The 21727-nt window shown below is 72.9% G+C and carries 18 protein-coding genes; 13 read left to right on the plus strand and 5 right to left on the minus strand.

Annotated features, from left to right (window positions below; genetic code table 11):
- The first annotated feature begins 77 nt into the window (after positions 1–77).
- A complete protein-coding gene (locus QWY28_RS07980; RefSeq protein ID WP_300951818.1) occupies positions 78–1502 on the plus strand; it encodes a M1 family metallopeptidase in 1425 nt (474 codons plus the stop codon).
- Entirely contained in the window at positions 1499–2695 is a 1197-nt protein-coding gene (locus QWY28_RS07985) for an AGE family epimerase/isomerase (protein ID WP_300951820.1), read from the plus strand. The genes QWY28_RS07980 and QWY28_RS07985 overlap by 4 nt, the downstream gene beginning before the upstream one ends.
- Before the next feature lie 220 nt (positions 2696–2915).
- Here the strand turns inward: QWY28_RS07985 and QWY28_RS07990 are convergent, their stop codons facing one another.
- Entirely contained in the window at positions 2916–4199 is a 1284-nt protein-coding gene (locus QWY28_RS07990; protein WP_300951822.1) for an NAD(P)/FAD-dependent oxidoreductase, read from the minus strand.
- Between the two features lie 74 nt (positions 4200–4273).
- A complete protein-coding gene (locus QWY28_RS07995) occupies positions 4274–4747 on the minus strand; it encodes an Lrp/AsnC family transcriptional regulator (RefSeq protein WP_300951824.1) in 474 nt (157 codons plus the stop codon).
- Between the two features lie 195 nt (positions 4748–4942).
- Between QWY28_RS07995 and QWY28_RS08000 the strand changes: the two genes are divergently transcribed.
- The 4 genes from QWY28_RS08000 to QWY28_RS08015 are packed head-to-tail and all read left to right on the plus strand — an operon-like array spanning position 4943 to position 9055.
- Positions 4943–6145: a polyamine ABC transporter substrate-binding protein gene (locus QWY28_RS08000; protein ID WP_300951825.1), complete on the plus strand. Its 1203-nt coding sequence runs from the start codon at positions 4943–4945 to the stop codon at positions 6143–6145.
- Positions 6138–7319 (plus strand): ABC transporter ATP-binding protein, encoded by a 1182-nt coding sequence (locus tag QWY28_RS08005; protein ID WP_300951827.1) that lies wholly within the window; start codon positions 6138–6140, stop codon positions 7317–7319. The genes QWY28_RS08000 and QWY28_RS08005 overlap by 8 nt, the downstream gene beginning before the upstream one ends.
- Positions 7320–8252: an ABC transporter permease gene (locus tag QWY28_RS08010; RefSeq protein WP_300951828.1), complete on the plus strand. Its 933-nt coding sequence runs from the start codon at positions 7320–7322 to the stop codon at positions 8250–8252.
- The gene (locus QWY28_RS08015) at positions 8249–9055 is read left to right on the plus strand and encodes an ABC transporter permease (protein ID WP_300951829.1); all 807 of its coding nucleotides are present in this window, start codon (positions 8249–8251) and stop codon (positions 9053–9055) included. The genes QWY28_RS08010 and QWY28_RS08015 overlap by 4 nt, the downstream gene beginning before the upstream one ends.
- Positions 9056–9141: 86 nt before the next feature.
- On the opposite strand, the gene QWY28_RS08020 is transcribed toward QWY28_RS08015, so the two are convergent.
- Positions 9142–10533, minus strand: coding sequence for an aspartate aminotransferase family protein (locus QWY28_RS08020; RefSeq protein ID WP_300951831.1), 1392 nt, complete (start codon positions 10531–10533; stop codon positions 9142–9144).
- A gap of 143 nt (positions 10534–10676) precedes the next feature.
- On the opposite strand from QWY28_RS08020, the gene QWY28_RS08025 reads away from it, so the two are divergent.
- Both QWY28_RS08025 and QWY28_RS08030 read left to right on the plus strand, forming a co-directional pair.
- A complete protein-coding gene (locus QWY28_RS08025; RefSeq protein WP_300951832.1) occupies positions 10677–12110 on the plus strand; it encodes a gamma-aminobutyraldehyde dehydrogenase in 1434 nt (477 codons plus the stop codon).
- Between the two features lie 13 nt (positions 12111–12123).
- Positions 12124–13329: a saccharopine dehydrogenase family protein gene (locus QWY28_RS08030; protein WP_300951834.1), complete on the plus strand. Its 1206-nt coding sequence runs from the start codon at positions 12124–12126 to the stop codon at positions 13327–13329.
- A gap of 86 nt (positions 13330–13415) precedes the next feature.
- Here QWY28_RS08030 and QWY28_RS08035 read toward each other — a convergent pair whose 3' ends face one another.
- Together QWY28_RS08035 and gabT are read right to left on the minus strand one after the other, a co-directional pair.
- Positions 13416–15218, minus strand: a complete 1803-nt coding sequence (locus tag QWY28_RS08035) for an N-acyl-D-amino-acid deacylase family protein (RefSeq protein ID WP_300951835.1) — start codon at positions 15216–15218, stop codon at positions 13416–13418.
- 31 nt (positions 15219–15249) lie between these two features.
- Positions 15250–16614 (minus strand): 4-aminobutyrate--2-oxoglutarate transaminase, encoded by a 1365-nt coding sequence (gene gabT / locus QWY28_RS08040; RefSeq protein ID WP_300951837.1) that lies wholly within the window; start codon positions 16612–16614, stop codon positions 15250–15252.
- A 56-nt stretch (positions 16615–16670) separates the two neighbouring features.
- Here gabT and dxr point away from each other — a divergent pair, with 56 nt between their 5' ends.
- Genes dxr through QWY28_RS08065 form a run of 5 tightly spaced genes read left to right on the plus strand, consistent with a single transcriptional unit; the run spans position 16671 to position 21629 of the window.
- Positions 16671–17765: a 1-deoxy-D-xylulose-5-phosphate reductoisomerase gene (dxr, locus tag QWY28_RS08045; RefSeq protein WP_300951838.1), complete on the plus strand. Its 1095-nt coding sequence runs from the start codon at positions 16671–16673 to the stop codon at positions 17763–17765.
- A 22-nt stretch (positions 17766–17787) separates the two neighbouring features.
- Positions 17788–19152, plus strand: a complete 1365-nt coding sequence (locus tag QWY28_RS08050) for a M50 family metallopeptidase (RefSeq protein ID WP_300951840.1) — start codon at positions 17788–17790, stop codon at positions 19150–19152.
- 41 nt (positions 19153–19193) lie between these two features.
- A complete protein-coding gene (ispG, locus tag QWY28_RS08055; protein WP_300951841.1) occupies positions 19194–20345 on the plus strand; it encodes a flavodoxin-dependent (E)-4-hydroxy-3-methylbut-2-enyl-diphosphate synthase in 1152 nt (383 codons plus the stop codon).
- A 49-nt stretch (positions 20346–20394) separates the two neighbouring features.
- Complete coding sequence (locus tag QWY28_RS08060; RefSeq protein ID WP_300951843.1) at positions 20395–21240, plus strand: GNAT family N-acetyltransferase; 846 nt, start codon at positions 20395–20397, stop codon at positions 21238–21240.
- A 26-nt stretch (positions 21241–21266) separates the two neighbouring features.
- Positions 21267–21629 carry a DoxX family protein gene (locus QWY28_RS08065; protein ID WP_300951844.1) on the plus strand — a complete coding sequence of 121 codons (363 nt, stop codon included), beginning with the start codon at positions 21267–21269 and terminating at the stop codon, positions 21627–21629.
- The last annotated feature ends 98 nt before the right edge of the window (positions 21630–21727 follow it).

Consider the following 21727-nt stretch of genomic DNA (forward strand, 5'->3'; position numbering starts at 1 on the left):
CTACCGAGATAGTTGACTAAACCGGTGGACATTGCAACCCACCACGCCTCGCGGGTGCCAGGGGTTACCGTTCGCCGGTGCGTCCCCTCCGCCGGTTGCTGCCCGGCCTCCTCGTCGCCGTGCTCGTGCTCGGCGGGTCCGCGACCGCGATCGCGGGTGACGGGCCCCGTCCGCGGCCCGGCGCCGCCGGCATCGGGGACCCGTACTTCCCGCAGGACGGCAACGGCGGCATCGACGTCCGGCGCTACGACGTCGACGTCGCCTACGACTTCGCGCGCGGGCGGCTGAGCGGCACCACCACGCTGCGGCTCCGCGCGACGCACGACCTGTCCCGCTTCAACCTCGACCTCCTCCTGCCGGTGCAGGCGGTCCGCGTCGACGGCCGACGCGCGGACTGGACGCGGCCCGACCGCCACGAGCTGCGCATCCGGCCGGCCGAGCCGGTCCCTGCCGGGGAGGTCGTCACCGTGGTCGTCCGGTACGCCGGCCGGCCGGGCCGCATCGGGTGGGAGGGCGAGCGCAACTGGCTGGCCGACCGCCGCGAGGTCGTGGCGATGAACCAGCCGCACATGGCGCCGTGGTGGTTCCCCGCGAACGACCACCCGCGCGACAAGGCGCTGGTGGACGTGTCCGTGACGGTGCCGGCCGACCAGCAGGTCGTCGGCAACGGCCGGCTCGTCTCGCGCCGGGTGCACGGCGCGCTCGCGACCACCCGGTGGCGGGCCGACGAGCCGATGGCGCCGTACCTCGCCTTCTTCGCCGCCGGCCGGTTCCAGGTCGAGCAGGGCACCGACGACGGGCTGCCGTGGTACGTCGCCGTCTCCCGGCGCATCCCCGAGCCGGCGCGGTCCCGGGCGATGGACCTCATGCGCCGCACCCCGGAGGTCGTCCGGTGGGCCGAGCGGCTGCTGGGCCCCTACCCGTTCAGCACGACCGGCGGCCTGACCACCAGCCTCGACCCCGGGTTCGCGCTGGAGAACCAGACCCGGCCGACGTACCCCGTCCTCGGCGGCGACGGAGCCCTCGCGATCCTCGTCCACGAGGTCGCCCACCAGTGGTTCGGCGACTCGGTGGCGGTGCGCGGCTGGCGCGACATCTGGGTCAACGAGGGGGCCGCGACCTTCCTCGAGGCGAGGTACGCCGAGGCGCACGGCGGCCCGCCGGCGCAGCGCTGGATGGAGCGCACCCACGCGGCGCTGTCCGGCCAGGAGTCGTTCTGGCAGGTGCCGCTCGACGACCCCGGGCCGGGACGGATCTTCTCCGCGCCGGTCTACCTCCGCGGCGGGATGGCCTTCCAGGCGCTGCGCCAGCGCATCGGGGAGGACGACTTCGCGACGCTGCTGCGGACCTGGCTGGGCGCCCGCGAGGGCGGCCACGGCTCCGGCGCCCAGCTCGAGGAGCTGGCGGCCGAGGTGAGCGGCGAGCGGCTCGACGGCTTCTTCGACGCCTGGCTCCGCGCGCCGCGACCGCCGGCGCGGACGGCCGCGAACGGGTTCGCGTGAGTGGGCCGGTGGTGGGTCGGCGGGCGGTCCTGCTGGAGCAGCTGCTGGCCTTCGCGGCCCGTTCGCGGGTCGAGCGGGGCTTCGGCCACCTGCGGCGCGACGGCTCGGTCGACGCCGACGGTGGGCTCGAGCTGTGGGTCAACGCGCGGATGACGTACGTCTTCTCGGTCGCCTCCCTCCTCGGCGTCCCCGGGGTGGCCGACCTCGCCCGGCACGGCGTCGAGGCGCTCGTCGGGCCCTTCGAGGACCGCGCCCTCGGCGGCTGGTGGAGCGCCCTGGACACCGACGGCCGCCCGGTGGAGGACACCAAGTCCTGCTACGACCACGCCTTCGTCGTGCTCGCCGCGGCCACGGCGCACGGCGCCCGCGTCCCCGGCGCGGAGGGGCTGCTCGGCCGCGCGCTGGCGGTCCACGAGGAGCGGTTCTGGGACGAGCCGCGCGGCCTGTGCGTCGACCAGTGGTCGGGGGACTGGTCGCGGGCGGAGGACTACCGCGGCGCCAACAGCTGCATGCACACGGTCGAGGCGTACCTCGTCGCCGCGGACGCCACCGGTGACCGGGTGTGGTGCGACCGCGCGCTGCGGATCGCCGAGCACCTCGTCGACGCCGTCGCGCGCGAGCACCGCTGGCGGGTCGTCGAGCACTTCGACGCCGACTGGCGGCCGCTGCCCGAGCACCACCGCGACCGCCCGGCCGACCCGTTCCGGCCCTACGGCGCCACCCCCGGGCACGGCCTGGAGTGGGCCCGGCTGCTCACGCACCTGCACGCCGCCCACGAGGTGGCCGGCGACCCGCCGCCTGCCTGGCTGCTCGAGGCCGCTGCGGGGCTGTTCGACCGGGCGGCCGCCGACGCCGACGAGGGCCGCGGCGGCTTCCCGTACACCACCGACTGGGCCGGCGAGGCGGTCGTCGACCAGCGGTTCCACTGGGTGCACTGCGAGGCGGTGCTGGCCGCGCACGCGCTGGAGCGGGCGACGGGGGAGGCCCGCTACGCCGACCTGGCAGGACGGTGGTGGGACTTCACCGTCGAGCACTTCGTCGAGCCGGACGGCTCCTGGCTGCACGAGCTCGGCCCCGACCTCGCCCCCGCCGACCTGACCTGGCCCGGCAAGCCCGACGCCTACCACGCCTTCAACGCCCTGCTGCTGCCCTCGCTCCCGCTCGCCCCCTCCGCCGCCGTCGCCCTGCGCTGACCTCGGGTCCGCTCGCCGGGTCCGAGGGGGCGGTCGGTGGCTGGCCGGTCGCCGGCCGGCCGGGTCGGTCCCGGGTCGGCACTCCGGGGCGCACACATTCGTTCAATTGCGCGGTTGTGTCGGGGTGGAAGCGCTCCCAGACGTCCACAACCGCGCAATTGAACGAATGTCGACGCCCAGGCCGGCCCAGGCTCGACCGCCCCCCGGAGCCGACCCGCCGTCAGCCGCCGAGCAGCGGAGCGGTGGCACGGGCGACGAGGCTGGGCCGCCCGGTGAGGGACTCCTCGGCGTCGGCGAGACGGGTGGCCCGCAGGCCGAGGTTGATGCCGAGCCAGCGCAGCGGCTCGGGATCCCACGCCGGCGACCGGTGCCCCACCCAGGGCAGCCGCACGAGCTCGGTGTCGTGGCCGAGGACCAGGTCGCGCAGGGTGCGGCCGGCGAGGTTGGTGGTGGCGACCCCGTCGCCGACGTACCCACCGGCCCACGCGAGCCCGGTGCGCCGGTCCAGCCCGACCGAGGCGCACCAGTCGCGGGGGATGCCGAGCGGGCCGCCCCAGGCGTGGGTGACCCGGGTCCCGGCGAGCACCGGGAACATCGCGGTGAGCGTGGCGTACAGCCCCGCGAAGACCTGCTCGTCGCGGTCGAAGGCCGGACGCACCCGCGAGCCGAGGTGGTACGGCGCGCCCCGGCCGCCGAACGCCAGCCGGTCGTCCGCGGTGCGCTGGCCGTAGACCACGAGGTGCCGGTGGTCGCTGAACGTCTCGCGGCGGGCGAGGCCGATCTCCGCCCAGGTCTCGGCGGGGAGCGGCTCGGTGGCGATCATCAGGGAGTAGACCGGGACCACGGCCCGCTGCAGGCCCGGCAGCGCCGGGGTGAAGCCCTCCGTCGCTCGCACCACCACGTCGGCGCGGACGTCGCCGTGCGTGGTGCGCGCCAGCCGCGGCTCGATCGCGGTCACCCGCGTCCGCTCGTGGATGGTCACGCCGCGCCGCTCGCAGGCCTCGGCCAGGCCGCGGACGAGCCGGGCGGGGTGGATCGCGGCGCAGTCGGGGGTGTACGTCGCCCCGCGGACGCCGGTCGCGCCGAGCACGGCGGACGCCTCGGCCCCGTCGAGCAGGCGCAGGTCGTCCTCGCCGCGGCCCCAGGTGCGCGCCTCCGCGACCTCGGCTCGGGCCCGCGCCCACTGCGCGCGGCTGCGGGCGGCGACCACGGTGCCGCCCTTGGCCAGGTGGCAGTCGATGCCCTCGGCGGCCGCGGTGCGGGCGACCTCGTCGACCGTCGCGCGCATCGCGCGGTGCTGGGCGAGCGCCGCGTCCCGGCCGGCGGCCGCCGCGAGCGCGGGCAGGGACGCGGGGAAGAGCGCGGAGAGCCAGCCGCCGTTGCGCCCCGACGCGCCGTGGCCGACCCGCTCGGCCTCCAGCACGACGATCCGCAGGGAGGGATCCGCCACGGCGAGGGAGTACGCCGTCCACAGACCGGTGTACCCACCGCCGACGATCGCCACGTCGGCGTCCCGGCCGCCCGGCAGCGGCGGTCGAGTCGGCGCGGGCGGGGCCGTGTCGGACCACAGCGAGCGGGTCAGCGGACACCCCAGGAGTAGGTCTGCTTGCGCAGGCTGAGGTACATGAACGTCTCGGTGGCCACGACGCCCTCGATCGACCGGACGCGGTGCGAGAGAAGGTCCAGCAGGTGCTCGTCGCTCTCGCAGACCACCTCGACGAGCAGGTCGAAGGAGCCGGCGGTGATCACCACGTAGTCGACCTCGTCGAGTGCGCTCAGCGCGTCGGCCACCGGCTCGAGCGGTCCCTGCACCTTGACCCCGACCATCGCCTGGCGGGCGAAGCCGAGCTCAAGCGGGTCGGTGACCGCGACGACCTGCATCACCCCGCCCTCGACGAGGCGCTGGACGCGCTGCCGGACGGCGGCCTCGGACAGCCCGACGACCTTGCCGATCGCGGCGTAGGAGCGTCGTCCGTCCTGCTGGAGCTGCTCGATGATGGCCTTGGAGACGTCGTCGAGCACCACGGCGGAGCGGTCCTGCCTGCGGGTCATGGGCCGCACTCTCCCACGGGCAGGCCGGCCCGGGCGAGTGCGGAACGCCGGTCGGGGTGCCGCGAAACGATCGATTCCGTTGCGAACACGTTTCGTCCCGACGGTTTCCCTTGCCGCTGGCCGCACCCGGTGGCACGATCCGGAGCACGCCAGCCAGGAACGAGCCGCGGCCGCAGGGCCGCCGAGGGGAGCCGGATGACCCGCCGAGCGCCCATGGCCACGCGCGGCCCGCGCGGGCCGGTGACCACGCGACGTACCGTCCTGCGGGGGTTGGGCGGGCTCGCCGTCGTCGGCGCGAGCGTCGGGGTGCTGCCGCTCTTCGGGCAGGAGGGCGCGCAGCAGGACCCCGCCGAGTGCCGGGCCACGGACCGCTCCGAGGAGGACCGGCTCGTCGTCGTCTCCAACTGGCCCGGCTACATCGACCCGCGGCGCGACGCCGGCAACACCCGTGCGCTCCTCGAGGAGCGCACGGGCATGACGGTGCGCTACACCGACGACGTCAACGACAACGCGGAGTTCTACGCGAAGGTCAAGGCCCAGCTCGGCAGCTGCGAGCCGATCGAGCGGGACCTCATGATGCTCACCGACTGGATGGCCGCGCGGATGGTCAGCCTCGGATGGGTCCAGCCGATCGACCGGGCGAGCGTGCCCAACCTGCACGCCAACCTCATCGAGCCGCTGCGCGGGGTCGCGTGGGACCCCGACCTGCAGTTCCACGCGCCGTGGCAGACCGGGCTGACCGGCATCGCCTACAACGCGGCCAAGACCGGCGAGATCGGCAGCTTCAGCGAGCTGCTCGACGACCCCGACCTCAAGGGCCGGGTCACGCTGCTGTCGGAGATGCGCGACACGATGGCCTTCGCGCTCAAGATCACCGGCGCCGACCCCGAGGACTTCACCCAGGACCAGTGGGACGACGCCGTGGACCGGCTGCGCAAGGCGGTCGGCGACGGACAGGTGCGCGCGTTCACCGGCAACGAGTACATCCAGGACCTCGCCGCGGGGAACATCGTCGCCTGCGAGGCCTGGTCCGGCGACGTCATCCAGCTCCAGTTCGAGAACCCCGACATCAAGTTCGTCGCGCCCGAGGAGGGCCTGGCGCTGTGGAGCGACAACATGCTCGTCCCCAACGGCGCCGAGCACCAGGCGAACGCCGAGGCCTGGATCGACCACTACTACGACCCGGCCGTCGCCGCCCGGCTCGCCGCGTGGGTCAACTACATCTGCCCCGTCGAGGGCGCGCGCGAGGAGATGGAGAAGATCGACGCCTCGCTGGTCGAGAACACCCTGATCTTCCCCGACGCCGAGATGCTCGCGCAGACCTTCGCGTTCATGCCGCTCGACGACCGCCAGGCGACGGCCTACGAAAGGGACTGGTCCGATGTCACAGGTGGCTGACACCTCCGCGACCCCGCTGGACCCGGGCGCACCCGCGCGCGGCGACCACACGGCGTACGACGGCCTCCGCCTGCGGGCGCTGACCAAGTCGTTCGGCGGGTTCACCGCGGTCCGCTCGCTCGACCTCGACGTGCCCCGCGGCTCGTTCTTCGCGCTGCTCGGCCCCTCCGGCTGCGGCAAGACCACCACGTTGCGGATGGTCGCCGGCCTCGAGACGCCGACCTCGGGGACGATCACGCTCGCCGGGCAGGACATCACCTACGCCAAGCCCTACCGCCGGCCGGTCAACACCGTCTTCCAGAGCTACGCGCTCTTCCCGCACCTCGACATCTTCGAGAACGTCGCCTTCGGGCTGCGGCGGCGCAGGCAGAAGGACGTCGACCGGCGGGTGCAGGAGATGCTCGAGCTGGTCGAGCTCACCTCGCAGGCCCGCAAGCGCCCCGCCCAGCTCTCCGGCGGCCAGCAGCAGCGGGTCGCGCTGGCCCGGGCGCTCATCAACAACCCCGAGGTCCTGCTGCTCGACGAGCCGCTCGGCGCGCTGGACCTCAAGCTGCGCCGGTCGATGCAGATCGAGGTCAAGCGGATCCAGGTCGAGGTCGGGCGCACCTTCGTCCACGTCACCCACGACCAGGAGGAGGCCATGACGATGGCCGACACCGTGGCGGTGATGAACGGCGGCGTCATCGAGCAGATGGGGGCGCCCGCGGAGCTCTACGAGAACCCGCGCAGCACGTTCGTCGCGAACTTCCTCGGCCAGTCCAACTTGGTCGAGGGACGGGTGCTGCGTCGGGCCGCCGACGTCACTACCGTCGACATGCAGGGCATCGAGGTCTCGGTGCCGACCGCGCGGGTGCACACCGACAGCGACGCCGGGTGGGTGGGCATCCGGCCCGAGAAGGTGCTCGTCGGCCCGCCGGGCGAGGAGCTCGACGCCCCCGGCAACACCATCCCCGGCGGCGTGGTGAGCGACGTGAGCTTCGTGGGGGTGAGCACGCAGTACCTCGTGCGGATGCCGTGGGGGCAGGAGCTGCAGGTGTTCTCGCAGAACACCGGCCGCACCCGGCTGTTCACCCAGGGTGAGCCGGTGGAGCTGTCGTGGCGGCCGGAGTACGCCTTCCTCCTCGACCGCGGCCAGGACGTCGCTGCCGGGTCGGCCGAGCGCGCGGGGGCCTGAGTGACGAGCACGGCGGGGGTCGCCCCGCCCGTCGACGTACCGGGCCTGCCGGCGGAGCCGCCCGGGGAGCTGCCGCCGCCGACCGGCCGTCGCCGCGGCGGCATCGGCTACCTGCTGCTCCTGCCCGGCCTGCTGTGGCTGGCGCTGTTCTTCGTCGTGCCGTTCTACTCGCTCGTCGCGACCAGCCTCTACGACCCCGCCGGCTCGGACTTCCGCGGCTACGAGATGACCTGGGCGGTCGGCAACTACGTCGACGCGCTGCAGGAGTACTGGCGTCCGCTGCTCCGGTCGCTCTGGTACGGCGGGCTCGCGACCGTGTTCTGCCTGGTGCTCGGCTACGTGCTGGCCTACGCCATCGCCTTCAAGGCCGGTCGGTGGAAGAACCTCATGCTCGTGCTGGTCGTCGCGCCGTTCTTCACCAGCTTCCTGGTGCGCACGCTGTCGTGGAAGCTGATCCTGGCCGACGACGGCTGGGTCGTGAACACCCTCCAGGTCCTCCAGGTCCTCGGCGACGACGGGCGGCTCCTCGCGACGCCGGTGGCGGTCGTGGCGGGGCTGACCTACAACTTCCTGCCGTTCATGGTGCTGCCGCTCTACGCCAGCCTCGAGAAGATCGACCCGCGGCTGGTCGAGGCCTCCAGCGACCTCTACGCCCACCCGGCGGTCGGGTTCTTCAAGGTGACCTGGCCGCTGTCGCTGCCCGGGGTCGTCTCCGGGACGCTGCTGACCTTCATCCCGGCCGCGGGCGACTACATCAACGCCGAGCTGCTCGGCTCGCCGAACCAGCGGATGGTCGGCGGGGTCATCCAGAGCCTGTTCACCGACGCCAACGACTACCCGGCGGCCGCGGCGCTCTCGATGGTGCTGATGGTGCTGATCGTCGTGATGGTGCTGGTCTACGTACGCCGCGCGGGCACCGAGGAGCTGCTGTGAACGGCCTGCGGTGGTTGCGCGAGCACCTCGTGCTGGTGCTCGGACTGCTCGTCCTCGCCTACACGTTCGTGCCGATCGCGGTCGTGGTGCTGATGAGCTTCAACGCGCCGGCGAGCCGCAACGTCTATGCCTTCGACGCCTTCACCCTCGACAACTGGGCCAACCCGTGCGCCGACCCAGGCATGTGCGACGCGCTCACCCGCAGCGTGCAGATCGGACTGCTCGCGACGCTGGTCGCCACCGTGCTGGGCACGCTGGCCGCCTTCGCGCTGGTGCGGCACGACTTCGCCGGCCGCTCGGCGACCAACCTGCTGGTGTTCCTGCCGATGGCGGCGCCCGAGATCGTGCTCGGCTCCTCGCTGCTGGCGCTGTTCGTGGCGACCGGCTTCAGCGGGCGGCTGGGCTTCTGGACGATCTTCGTCGCCCACGTGATGTTCTGCCTGTCCTTCGTGGTCGTCGCGGTCCGCGCGCGCCTGGCCGGCATGGACGACCACCTCGAGCAGGCCGCGATGGACCTCTACGCCACCCCGCTGCAGACGTTCTGGCGGGTGACCTTCCCGCTGGTATTCCCCGGCATCCTGGGCGCCGCGCTGCTGAGCTTCTCGCTCTCCTTCGACGACTTCATCATCACCAACCTCAACGCCGGCACCACCACGACGTTCCCGATGTACGTGTGGGGCGTCGCCCAGCGCGGCGTGCCGATGCAGGTCAACGTGGTCGGCACCGTGATGTTCCTCGTCTCGGTCGCCATCGTCGTCGTCGGCGAGCTCGGCAACCGCCGCCGGCTCGCCGCCCGCGCCTGACCCTCCCGGAACCGCCTCGTGATGCCCAGCGAGCGCTCCGGCGCCCGCTCAGCATCACGAGGCGGGGCGCGGGTGGCCCCGGGGCCTCAGAGCAGGGAGGAGGCCTTGTCGAGGACGACGCGGAGGATCTGCTCCATCTCCTCGAAGTGCTCGAGCCCGCAGACGAGCGGGGGAGCGAGCTGGACGACCGGGTCCCCCCGGTCGTCGGCGCGGCAGTAGAGCCCCTCGGCGTAGAGCTGCTTGGACACGAAGCCGTAGAGGATCCGCTCGGACTCCTCGGCGGTGAACGACTCCTTGGTCGCCTTGTCCTTGACCAGCTCGATCCCGTAGAAGTAGCCGTCGCCGCGCACGTCGCCGACGATCGGCAGGTCGAGCAGCCGCTCGAGGGTCGCCCGGAACGTCGCCTCGTTGTCGCGGACGTTCTCCAGGACCCGCTCCTCCTCGAAGAGCTGGAGGTTGCGCAGGCCGACGGCGGTGGAGACCGGGTGCCCGCCGAAGGTGTAGCCGTGGGCGAACATCGCCTTGTCCTCGAGGAACGGCTCCATGAGGCGGTCGGAGGCGATCATCGCGCCGAGCGGGGCGTAGCCGGAGGTGATGCCCTTGGCGCAGGTGATGATGTCGGGCTGGTAGCCGTAGCGGTCGGCGCCGAACATGTGCCCGAGCCGCCCGAACGCGCAGATGACCTCGTCGGAGACCAGCAGCACGTCGTACTCGTCGCAGATCTCGCGGACCCGCTGGAAGTAGCCCGGCGGCGGCGGGAAGCAGCCGCCGGCGTTCTGCACCGGCTCGAGGAAGACCGCGGCCACGGTGTCGGGGCCCTCGTTCTCGATGGCGACGGCGATCTGGTCGGCGGCCCACCGGCCGAAGGCCTCGGGGTCGGAGGCGCCGTCGAGGTAGCCGGCGGTGATCTCGTCGGCGCGGTAGGCGTTGGTGTTGGGCACGCGGAACGTCGAGGGCACCAGCGGCTCGAACTGCTGCTTGAGCAGGGGCAGCCCGGTGATCGACAGCGCCCCCTGGGTGGTGCCGTGGTACGCGATCGAGCGGCTGACGACCTTGTGCTTCATCGGCCGGCCGGTGAGCTTGAAGTAGTTCTTCGCCAGCTTCCAGGCGGTCTCGACGGCCTCGCCGCCGCCGCTGGTGAAGAAGACCCGGTCGAGGTCGCCCGGGGCGTACGACGCCACCTTCTCGGCCAGCTCGATGGCCGGCGGGTGCGCGTAGGACCACAGCGGCATGAAGGCCAGCTCCTGGGCCTGCTTGGCCGCCGCCTCGGCGAGCTCGGTGCGGCCGTGGCCGAGCTGGGAGACGAACAGGCCGGCGAGCCCGTCGAGGTAGCGCTTCCCGGTCGCGTCGTAGAGGTGGACGCCCTCGCCGCGCACGATCACGGGCACGTCGCCGTCGGCGTAGGCGCCGTGCCGGGCGAAGTGCAGCCACAGGTGGTCCTTGGCGGCCTGCTGCAGGTGGTCGTAGTCCGGGTGCATGGCTCCATGGTGCGCGCCGGGGACCCGCCAGAGCAAGCCACCGCGCGCGGATCCGAATGTGACAGCCAGGTTTCACGACGGAATCCGTGGACGATTCCGCGTCAGACCTCCCCATTCGGCGCTGCGGTCACTAGGGTCGGGCCATGGCCGAGCAGTCGTTCCGCAATGTCGTCGACGGCGCGTCCGTCGACTCCGCCTCCGGCGAGACCTACGAGGTGATCGACCCCAGCACGGGGGAGGTCTACGCGCGTGCGCCGCTGTCGGGGGCCGAGGACCTCGACCGGGCGTACGCCGCCGCGCAGCGCGCCTTCGAGGGCTGGGGGTCCACGACGCCCCAGGAGCGGTCGCTGGCCCTCCTGCGCATCGCCGACGCGCTCGAGGCGCGCGCCGAGGAGTTCGTGGCCGCGGAGTGCCGCGACACCGGGAAGCCGATCGGGCTGACCGCCAGCGAGGAGATGCCGCCGACGGTCGACCACTTCCGGTTCTTCGCCGGTGCCTGCCGCGTGCTCGAGGGCAAGTCGGCCGGGGAGTACATGGCCGACCACACCTCCTTCATCCGCCGCGAGCCGATCGGCGTGGTCGGCCAGGTGACGCCCTGGAACTATCCCCTGCCGATGATGGTCTGGAAGATCGCTCCGGCCCTGGCCGCTGGCAACCCCGTGGTGCTCAAGCCCTCGGACACCACCCCTGCGACCTCGACGATGCTGGCCGAGCTGGCCCAGGAGTTCCTGCCGCCCGGCGTGCTCAACGTCGTCTGCGGCGACCGGGACACCGGCCGCGCGCTCGTGGCGCACCCGACGCCGCAGATGGTCGCGATCACCGGGTCGGTGCGGGCGGGGATGGACGTGGCCGGCGCCGCGGCCACCGACCTCAAGCGCGTGCACCTCGAGCTGGGCGGCAAGGCTCCGGTGATCGTCTTCGACGACGCCGATGTCGAGAAGGCCGCGGCCGCGATCGCCGAGGCGGGGTACTTCAACGCCGGCCAGGACTGCACGGCCGCCACCCGGGTCCTCGTGGGACCGGGCGTCCACGACGACTTCGTCGCGGCGCTGACCGAGCAGGCGCGCTCGACCCGCACCGGCATGCCCGACGACGAGGACGTCCTCTACGGCGCGCTCAACAACGCCGACCAGCTCGCGCGGGTGTCCGGCATGGTCGACCGGCTGCCCGACCACGCCCGGCTCGAGGCCGGCGGCCACCGCCAGGGCGAGACCGGCTACTTCTACGAGCCGACCGTCCTGTCCGGGCTGCGGCAGGACGACGAGCAGGTCCAGGACGAGATCTTCGGGCCGGTCATCACCGTCCAGCGCTTCGCCGACGAGGCGGAGGCGCTGCGCTGGGCCAACGGGGTGCGCTACGGCCTGGCCTCGAGCGTGTGGACCCGCGACCACGGCACGGCGATGCGGATGTCCCGGGCGCTCGACTTCGGGGTCGTGTGGATCAACACCCACATCCCCTACGTCTCCGAGATGCCGCACGGCGGCTTCAAGCACTCCGGCTACGGCAAGGACCTCTCGATGTACGGCCTCGAGGACTACACCCGGATCAAGCACGTCATGTCCTACATCGGCGCGTGAGGTGATGACCCCCATGCGCATCCTCCTGGTCGGCGCCGGCGGCGTCGGTGCGGCCTTCTGCTCGATCGCGGTGCGCCGCGACTTCTTCGAGGCAGTGGTCGTCGCCGACTACTCGCTCGCCTCCGCCGAGCGGGCCGCCGCGTCCGCCGACGAGCGGTTCACCGCCGCGCAGGTCGACGCCTCGAGCGCCGACTCCGTCGCCGCGCTGGCCCGCGAGCACCGGGCCACGCACGTCATGAACGCCGTCGACCCGCGCTTCGTGATGCCGGTCTTCGAGGGCGCCCGCGCCGCCGGCGCGGACTACCTCGACATGGCGATGTCGCTCTCGCGGCCGCACCCGGACGCGCCGTACGAGAAGACCGGCCTGAAGCTCGGCGACGAGCAGTTCGCCGCGGCGGGCGCGTGGGAGGCCGACGGCCGGCTCGCGCTAGTCGGCATCGGGGTCGAGCCCGGGCTCTCCGACGTGTTCGCACGGTACGCCGCCGACCACCTGTTCTCCGAGATCGACGAGCTCGGCACGCGCGACGGGTCGAACCTCGCCGTCGAGGGGCACGCCTTCGCACCGTCCTTCTCGATCTGGACGACCATCGAGGAGTGCCTCAACCCGCCGGTCATCTGGGAGGACGGCGGCTGGCGGACCACCGAGCCGTTCTCGGAGCCGGAGGTCTTCGACTTCCCCGAGGGCATCGGCCCGGTCGAGTGCGTCAACGTCGAGCACGAGGAGGTCCTCCTCATGCCGCGGTGGGTCGACTGCCGCCGCGCGACGTTCAAGTACGGCCTCGGCAACGAGTTCATCGAGGTGCTCAAGACCCTGCACAAGCTGGGGCTCGACCGCACCGAGAAGGTCCGGGTCGGCGACGTCGAGGTCAGCCCGCGCGACGTGGTCGCCGCCTGCCTGCCCAACCCCGCCGGGCTCGGTCCTCGGATGACCGGCAAGACCTGCGCCGGGCTGTGGGTGACCGGCCGGGGGAGCGACGGCGCGCCGCGGTCGACGTACCTCTACCACGTGGTCGACAACGAGTGGTCCATGCGGGAGTACGGCCACCAGTGCGTGGTCTGGCAGACCGCGGTCAACCCCGTCGTCGCGCTCGAGCTGCTCGTCACCGGCGTCTGGAGCGGCGCCGGCGTGCTCGGCCCCGAGGCGTTCGACGCCGTGCCGTTCCTCGACCTGCTCACCGCCTACGGCAGCCCGTGGGGGATCCAGGAGCTCGACGCCTGAGTCCGGGCGGGTGGCCGTGGGTTCCCGGGGCCCCTCAAGAAGCTCTCCCGGCCCGGCCCGGCTCGGCCAGCCCAGCCGGGCAGGCCTCAGCTGGCGGAGGGCAGCGTGTCGGCGCCGGAGGCGGGCAGCGGGGCGGCGGGCTCGCCGGCGCGGAGGAACTGCCCGGTCCGCTCGCGACCGAGCAGCGGGGTGGCCCGCCCGTCGCGCCAGACCGTGCGACCGCCGACCATGACGAGCGGGACGGTGGCGTCGTTGCGGTTGACCATGCGCGAGAGCCCGCCGTACTGGTCGACCGGCGCCTCGGCGTACTCCTCGAGCGAGGCGTCGAGCCGCTCGGGGTCGACGACGAGGACGTCGGCCCGGTCGCCCTCGCGGAGGTGGCCGGCGTCGAGGCCGTACCAGTCGGCCAGCTCGCCGGTCATCCGGTGCACCGCCTGCTCGACGGTCAGGAACGGCCGGCCCGACCGCTCGGCGTCCGAGACGTGCTTGAGCAGCCGCAGGCCGACGTTGTAGAACGCCATGTTCCGCAGGTGCGCGCCGGCGTCGGAGAAGCCCATCTGGATGCTCGGCGTCTGCGCCATCTGCTGGAGCACCTTCGGGCGGTGGTTGGAGATCGTGGTGCGCCAGCGCAGCGCCGTGCCGTGCTCGAGCACCAGGTCGAGGAACGCGTCGACGGGATGCGCTCCGCCGCGCTCGACGCCGACCTGCCCGAAGGACCTGCCGACGACCGAGGCGTCGGGGCACGCGACGATCTCGGCGTCGAAGAAGTCGCGGTGCCACACGCGCGGGCCGTACTTCGACTCGTAGTCCTTGCGGAACCGGGCGCGGTACGTCGGGTCGCGCATGAGCTCGTCGCGGGCGAGCTTCTCCTGCAGGTGCAGGGCGGCCGCGCCGGAGCCGAACTCCTCGAAGATCACCAGGTCGATGCCGTCGGCGTAGACCTCGAACGGCACCGGCAGGTGCTGCCAGCGGAAGTCCGCGCCGAGCCGGTTGACCACGCCGCCGAGCAGCCGCATGAGGTGGATGACGAACGGGATCGCCTTGAGGTCGGCGGCCGAGAGCAGGCTGGTCTTGAGCGGGTTGCGACCGATCGCCCGCAGGCCGATCGAGTGCAGGGCCTGGAGCAGGATCGTGTGCGGGTGGGTGGCGTCGGGGCCGGCCTGCAGAGCGCGTCCGCGGCGCCGGAGGACCTCGCGCAGCCGGCGCATCTCGTGGCGCCGGGCGTACGTCGACGGCAGGGTGCGCGAGCGGCACAGGTCGCCGTCGAGCTTGTCGAAGAGCAGCTGCTGGGCCGACATGCCGATGAACCCGGCGTCGAGCGCCTCGGTGAGCATCTGCTCCATCCGGTCGACCTCGCTGCGGGTCGGCCGGACGTCGTCGCGCGTGGCGCGGTCCAGGCCCATGGTGGCGGTCCGCATGTCGGAGTGGCCGATGAACGAGGCGAGGTTCGGCCCGAGCGGGAGTGACTCCAGCGCGGCGACGTACTCCCGCGCGGAGCGCCAGGTCTTGTGGGTGCCGACGGACCCGATGACGTGCTGGCGCGGGATCGCCTCCACGCGGCCGAACAGGTCACCGGCGTCGACCGGGTCCACGTGCACGGTCGACAGCGAGCACGAGCCCAGCAGGATCGTGGTGACGCCGTGCCGCAGCGACTCCTCCAGCGCAGGCCCCTCGAGCACCTCGACGTCGTAGTGGGTGTGGATGTCGACCATCCCCGGCATGACCCACCGGCCGGTCGCGTCGACGACCTCGGGGCAGCCGGTCTCGTCCAACGGCGCGGTCGAGACGGTCGCCACCCGGCCGTCGCGGATCCCGAGGTGGCGCACCGCCGACGGTGCCCCCGTCCCGTCGAACCAGCGGCCGCCCTTGATGATCGTGTCGTAGGTCACAACCGGATCGAACCGGCATCGCTGACGCGCGTCAAGCAGTTGCCCGGAACGCGTCGACGACGACGTCGAAGGCCTCCTCCAGCAGCGCGTCGGAGATCGCCAGCGGCGGCAGGAACCGGAAGACGTTGCCCCAGGTGCCGCAGGTGAGCGTGACCACGCCCTGCTGGTGGCAGTACGCCGAGACGGCGGCGGCACGCACCGGGTCGGGCTCGGTGGTGCCCGGCTCGCACAGCTCGATCGCCATCATCGCGCCCCGCCCGCGTACGTCGCCGACGACCGGGTGCTCGGCCTGCAGCGCCTCGAGCCGCGAGCGCATGAGCGACCCGATCGCTCGGGCCCGCCCGGTGAGGTCGTGGCCGCGCATCTCCTCGATCGCGCCGAGGGCCGCGGCGCAGGCCAGCGGGTTGCCGCCGTAGGTGCCGCCGAGGCCGCCGACGTGCACGGCGTCCATGAGCTCGGCGCGCCCGGTGACCGCGGCCAGCGGGAGGCCGCCGGCGATGCCCTTGGCGGTGGTGACCAGGTCGGGCACGACCCCCTCGTGGTCGCAGGCGAACCAGTCGCCGGTGCGGCAGAAGCCGGACTGGATCTCGTCGGCGACGAGCACCACGCCGTTCGCCCGGCACCAGCGCTCGAGCGCGGGCAGGAAGCCCGGCGCCGGCTCGACGAAGCCACCCTCGCCCTGCACCGGCTCGATGACGACGCAGGCCAGGTTCGTCGCGCCCACCTGCTTCTCGACCACGTCGATGGCCCGGCGGGCGGCCTCCTCCCCGGAGAGCCCGTCGCGGAACGGGTAGGACATCGGCGCGCGGTAGACCTCACCGGCGAACGGCCCGAACCCGTGCTTGTAGGGCATGTTCTTCGCCGTCATCGCCATCGTGAGGTTCGTGCGGCCGTGGTAGGCGTGGTCGAAGACGACGACCGCGTCCCGCCCGGTCGCCACGCGGGCGATCTTGACCGCGTTCTCGACGGCCTCGGCGCCGGAGTTGAACAGGGCCGACTTCTTCGCGTGGTCGCCCGGCGTGAGCTCGGCGAGGGCGGCGCACACGTCGACGTACCCGTCGTACGGCGTGACCATGAAGCAGGTGTGGGTGAAGGCGGCCAGCTGCGCGGAGACCCGCTCGACGACGGCCGGGGCCGCGTTGCCGACGGTCGTCACCGCGATGCCGGAGCCGAGGTCGATCAGCGAGTTGCCGTCGACGTCGACGAGCACCCCGCCGCCCGCGGCCACGACGAAGACCGGCAGCGTCGTGCCGACCCCGTCGGCCACGTGCGCCCGCTTGCGCTCCAGCCGCTCGAGCGAGCCGGGGCCGGGGATCTCGGTGACCAGCCGGCGCTCCTGGGGCAGGGCCGGCCCGCCGGTGGTTGGCGAGGTGTTGGGGGCGGACATCGTCGTCATGGCGTCAGCGTAGGCGTGGTCCGGGTCACACCCGCACCGCCTGGGAGACTGGGCCGGTGACAGAGCGCCGCGACATCGTCATCCTCGGCTCGACCGGCTCCATCGGCACCCAGGCGATCGACCTGGTGCGCGCCAACCCCGACCGGTTCCGGGTAGTCGGGTTGACCGCCGGCGGGTCCCAGCCCGAGCTGTTCGAGCAGCAGGTCGCCGAGCTCCGCCCGGCGTACTCCGGGCTGGGGGAGGAGGCGAGCGTCGAGGCCGCGTCGATGACCGCCGACGTCGTCCTCAACGGCATCACCGGCGCGGTCGGCCTGCGCCCCACGCTGGCGGCGCTCGACGCCGGCACGACCCTCGCCCTGGCCAACAAGGAGTCGCTGATCATCGGCGGCCCGCTGGTCAGGGAGCGGGCCCGCCCCGACCAGATCGTCCCCGTCGACTCCGAGCACAGCGCCATCGCGCAGAGCCTGCGCGCCGGCTCCGCCGCGGAGGTACGCCGCCTGGTGCTCACCGCGTCGGGCGGCCCGTTCCGCGGCCGCACGGCCGAGGAGCTCGCCGCCGTCACGCCGGCGGAGGCGCTGGCCCACCCGAACTTCGCGATGGGCCGGGTGATCACCACCAACTCCGCGACGCTGGTCAACAAGGGGCTCGAGGTGATCGAGGCGCACCTGCTCTTCGACATCCCCTTCGACCGCATCGACGTGGTCGTGCACCCCCAGCAGCTGATCCACTCGATGGTGGAGTTCGTCGACGGTGCGGTCGTCGCCCAGCTGGGGCTGCCGACGATGCTCGTGCCGATCGCGCTCGGCATGTCCTGGCCCGACCGGGTGCCGGACGCCGAGACGCCGATCGACTGGACGAAGGCGGCGGACTGGCGCTTCGAGCCGCTCGACGACGTGGTGTTCCCGGCCGTCACGCTGGCCCGCACGGCAGGGGAGCGCGGCGGCACGGCCCCGGCGGTCTACAACGCCGCGAACGAGGTCGCGGTCGACGCCTTCCACGACGGCCGCCTGCGCTTCGGGGACATCGTGGCCACGGTTCAGGCTGTTCTCAGCGAGCACGACGTACCCTCGACCGAGCACCTCACCGTCGACGACGTCCTCGCCGCCGACACCTGGGCCCGCGCCCGTGCCGAGGCGCTGCTCCAGCCGTGACCCGCCCCCGGATCGGACCCGCATGACCGCCCTGCTCTACCTCCTCGGCGTCCTGACGTTCGTCGTCGCCATCCTCGCCTCGATCGGCCTGCACGAGCTCGGCCACATGATCCCGGCGAAGCGGTTCGGCGGGAAGGTCACGCAGTACATGATCGGCTTCGGCCCGACGGTCTGGAGCAAGCGCGTCGGCGAGACCGAGTACGGCCTCAAGGCGATCCCGCTCGGCGGCTACGTCAAGATCGTCGGGATGCTCCCGCCGGGGGCGACCGCGGTCGCCGACGAGGTGACCCACGACGAGCACGGCCAGCAGGTCGTCCGGGTCCGCAAGTCCAACACCGGCATGTTCACCCAGCTCATCAGCGACGCCCGCGCGGCGGAGTGGGAGCTCGTGCAGCCCGGCGACGAGGACCGGCTGTTCTACAAGCTGCCGTGGTGGAAGAAGGTCGTCGTCATGGCCGGCGGCCCGACGGTCAACATCCTCATCGCGTTCTTCCTGTTCTGGGCCGTCTTCGCGACCTACGGCCAGAAGTCCGTCGAGGCCGACCCGGGGGCACCGGTCATCGCCTCGGTCTCCGAGTGCGTGCTGCCGTACTCCGAGGAGGGGCGCAGCTGCCGGGCCTCCGACCCGGCCGCGCCCGCGGCCGAGGCCGGACTGCGGCCCGGCGACGTGGTCACGGGCTTCAACGGCACCACCGTCACCGACTGGGACCAGCTGCGCGACCTGATCCGCGACAACGCCGACGGCGACGCGGTGATCCGCTACGAGCGCGACGGCGAGGAGCTGAGCGGGACGACCAGCACGACGGTCGAGGCCCGTCCCACCTCGGAGACCGACACGACGCTGCGGGAGGTCGGCTTCCTGGGCGTGACGCCGACGACGAGCGTCGTCACGGAGACCGGAGGGCCGCTCTACACGCTCGACCAGATGGGCGGCATGGCGGTCGACACCGTCACGGCGCTCGCGACGCTGCCGGTCAAGGTCTGGGACGTCGGCCAGGCGATCGTGGGCCTGGAGGAGCGTGACCCCGACGGGCCCGTCAGCATCGTCGGCGGTGGCCGGATCGCCGGCGAGACCGCCGCGCACGAGGAGCTCCCGAGCCAGGACAAGGTCGCCTTCCTGCTCATGCTCGTCGCCGGCTTCAACTTCTTCATCGGCGTGTTCAACTTCGTGCCGCTGCTCCCGCTGGACGGCGGTCACATCGCCAGCGCCCTGTGGGAGGCCGTGCGGCGCGGGTTCGCCCGGCTCCGCGGTCGCCCCGACCCGGGGTACGTCGACGCGGCCAAGCTCCTGCCCGTGGCGTACGTCGTCGCGTCGGCCATGCTCGTGATGGGCGTCGTCCTGATCGTCGGCGACCTGGTCGTGCCGCTCCACCTGCCGGACTCCTGAGCGGCGTCCGGCGGCCTCGGGTCGCGCCGTACGCTGGAGCCATGACCGCCATCAGCCTCGGCATGCCTGCGGCCCCGCCGCCGGTGCTCGCGCCGCGCCGACAGACCCGCCAGATCCAGGTCGGCAAGGTCGGGGTCGGCAGCGACCACCCGATCTCGGTGCAGTCGATGACGACGACGGTGACCGCCGACATCAACGCGACCCTCCAGCAGATCGCCGAGCTGACCGCGTCGGGCTGCGACATCGTCCGCGTCGCGTGCCCCAGCCAGGACGACGCCGAGGCGCTCCCGGCGATCGCGGCGAAGAGCCAGATCCCGGTCATCGCCGACATCCACTTCCAGCCGAAGTACGTCTTCGCCGCGATCGACGCCGGCTGCGCCGCGGTCCGCGTCAACCCCGGCAACATCAAGAAGTTCGACGACCAGGTCAAGGAGATCGCGCGGGCGGCCGCCGACCGCGGCACCTCGATCCGGATCGGCGTCAACGCCGGCTCGCTCGACAAGCGGCTGATGGAGAAGTACGGCAAGGCCACGCCCGAGGCGCTCGTGGAGTCGGCGAAGTGGGAGGCGAGCCTCTTCGAGGAGCACGGCTTCCGCGACTTCAAGATCTCGGTCAAGCACAACGACCCCGTCGTCATGGTCCGCGCCTACGAGCTGCTGGCCGCCGAGGGCGACTGGCCGCTGCACCTCGGCGTGACCGAGGCGGGCCCCGCGTTCCAGGGCACCATCAAGTCCGCGACCGCCTTCGGCGCGCTGCTCTCCCAGGGCATCGGCGACACCATCCGCGTCTCCCTCTCCGCCCCGCCGGTGGAGGAGGTCAAGGTCGGCATCCAGATCCTCCAGTCGCTCAACCTCCGTCCGCGGAAGCTGGAGATCGTCTCCTGCCCGTCCTGCGGCCGCGCCCAGGTCGACGTCTACAAGCTCGCCGACGAGGTGACCGCCGGCCTCGAGGGCATGGAGGTCCCGCTGCGCGTGGCCGTCATGGGCTGCGTCGTCAACGGCCCCGGCGAGGCCCGCGAGGCCGACCTCGGCGTCGCCTCGGGCAACGGCAAGGGCCAGATCTTCGTCAAGGGCGAGGTCATCAAGACCGTGCCGGAGTCGCAGATCGTGGAGACCCTCATCGAGGAGGCCATGCGCATCGCCGAGGGCATGGAGTCCGTCGACGGCGCGGCCGCCGAGGTCACCGTCGGCTGAGCCGGGCCGGGCCCTGACCGCGGGCCGGTCCCTCCCGTAGGCTGCCGACGTGCTCTCGACGCGTCACGGTGTGCGCCCCCTCGCGGCCGCCGACCTCGACGCCTTCCTCGCGCTCACCGCGCGCGACCCCGTCGTCAACGTCTTCGCCGACTACCGCGCCCGGACCACCAACCTGGAGCCGCGCTGGCTCGGCGGTGAGATGTGGGGCCGCTTCGACGGCGGCGAGCTCGTCGCTGCCTGCCACGTCGGGGCCAACCTCGTCCCCGTCGGCGCCACCGCCGACGACGCCCGCGCCTTCGCGGAGCGCGCGCTGACCCGCGGCCGGACCGTCTCGACGATCGTCGGCCCGCACGACGCCGTCGAGGCGTTGTGGAACGGCGTGGCCGCCAGCTGGGGCCGGCCCCGCGAGGCGCGGTGGCAGCAGCCGCACCTGGAGATCGCCGGGCCCCCGGCGGTCGAGCCCGACCCGCGGGTGCGGCGCACGACGCGCCAGGACATGGCCGAGCTCTACCCCGCGTGCGTGGCGATGTACACCGAGGAGGTCGGCGTCTCCCCGGAGCACGGCGGGGGAGCCGAGCTCTACCGCGCGCGGGTCACCCAGCTGATGAACCGGGGCTGGTCCTTCGCGACGTTCGACGGCGACCGGCTGGTGTTCAAGGCCGAGGTCGCCTGCGCGTCGGCGCACGCCGCCCAGATCCAGGGCGTCTGGGTCGCGCCGGACCGGCGTGGCGAGGGCCTGGCCGAGCGCGGCATGGCGGCCGTCGTGGAGATGGTCCGCGCGGAGGTCGCGCCCGTGGTGTCGCTGTACGTCAACGAGTGGAACGAGCCGGCCCGCCGCGCGTACGCCCGGGTGGGCTTCCAGGAGACCGCCCGGTTCTCCACCGTGATGTTCTGACCGGCCGGTCTGACAGGCTGGGCCGCATGAGCCTTCCCCTGAGCGCCAAGGTCCTCGCCGCCGGATTCACCGTCAGCGGGGTCGTGCACCTCGTCAAGCCCGAGGTCTTCGAGCCGCTCATGCCGGCCTGGGTGCCGGCCCACCGCGAGGTCATCTACGGCAGCGGCGTCGCCGAGCTGGCGTGCGCCGCCGGCCTCGCCGTCCCCGCCACCCGCAAGGTCGCGGGCTACGCCAGCGTCGCGGTGCTCCTCGGCGTCTTCCCGGGCAACGTGAAGATGGCCCAGGACTCCCTCAAGACCCGCAGCACGCGCTTCAAGGCGATCGCGCTGGGCCGCCTCCCGCTGCAGGTGCCGATGATCCGCGCCGCCCTCAAGGCCGCCCGGAGCTGACCCGGAGCCGACCCCGGAGCCGACCCCGGAGCCGACCCCGGAGCCGACCCCGCAGGCGAGCCCGGCGCCGGGCCCGCCGCGGCCGGAACCGGGTCGTC

It is taken from the genome of Nocardioides oceani, assembly GCF_030412965.1.
GTDB lineage: Bacteria > Actinomycetota > Actinomycetes > Propionibacteriales > Nocardioidaceae > Nocardioides > Nocardioides oceani.

Bases quoted from the DNA above. Each gene is read 5' to 3' on its own strand.
- QWY28_RS07995 (WP_300951824.1), bottom strand. From the start codon at position 4,747: ATGACCCGCAGGCAGGACCGCTCCGCCGTGGTGCTCGACGACGTCTCC.
- QWY28_RS08000 (WP_300951825.1), top strand. From the start codon at position 4,943: ATGACCCGCCGAGCGCCCATGGCCACGCGCGGCCCGCGCGGGCCGGTG.
- QWY28_RS08020 (WP_300951831.1), bottom strand. From the start codon at position 10,533: ATGCACCCGGACTACGACCACCTGCAGCAGGCCGCCAAGGACCACCTG.
- QWY28_RS08025 (WP_300951832.1), top strand. From the start codon at position 10,677: ATGGCCGAGCAGTCGTTCCGCAATGTCGTCGACGGCGCGTCCGTCGAC.
- QWY28_RS08030 (WP_300951834.1), top strand. From the start codon at position 12,124: ATGCGCATCCTCCTGGTCGGCGCCGGCGGCGTCGGTGCGGCCTTCTGC.
- gabT (WP_300951837.1), bottom strand. From the start codon at position 16,614: ATGACGACGATGTCCGCCCCCAACACCTCGCCAACCACCGGCGGGCCG.
- QWY28_RS08050 (WP_300951840.1), top strand. From the start codon at position 17,788: ATGACCGCCCTGCTCTACCTCCTCGGCGTCCTGACGTTCGTCGTCGCC.
- ispG (WP_300951841.1), top strand. From the start codon at position 19,194: ATGACCGCCATCAGCCTCGGCATGCCTGCGGCCCCGCCGCCGGTGCTC.
- QWY28_RS08065 (WP_300951844.1), top strand. From the start codon at position 21,267: ATGAGCCTTCCCCTGAGCGCCAAGGTCCTCGCCGCCGGATTCACCGTC.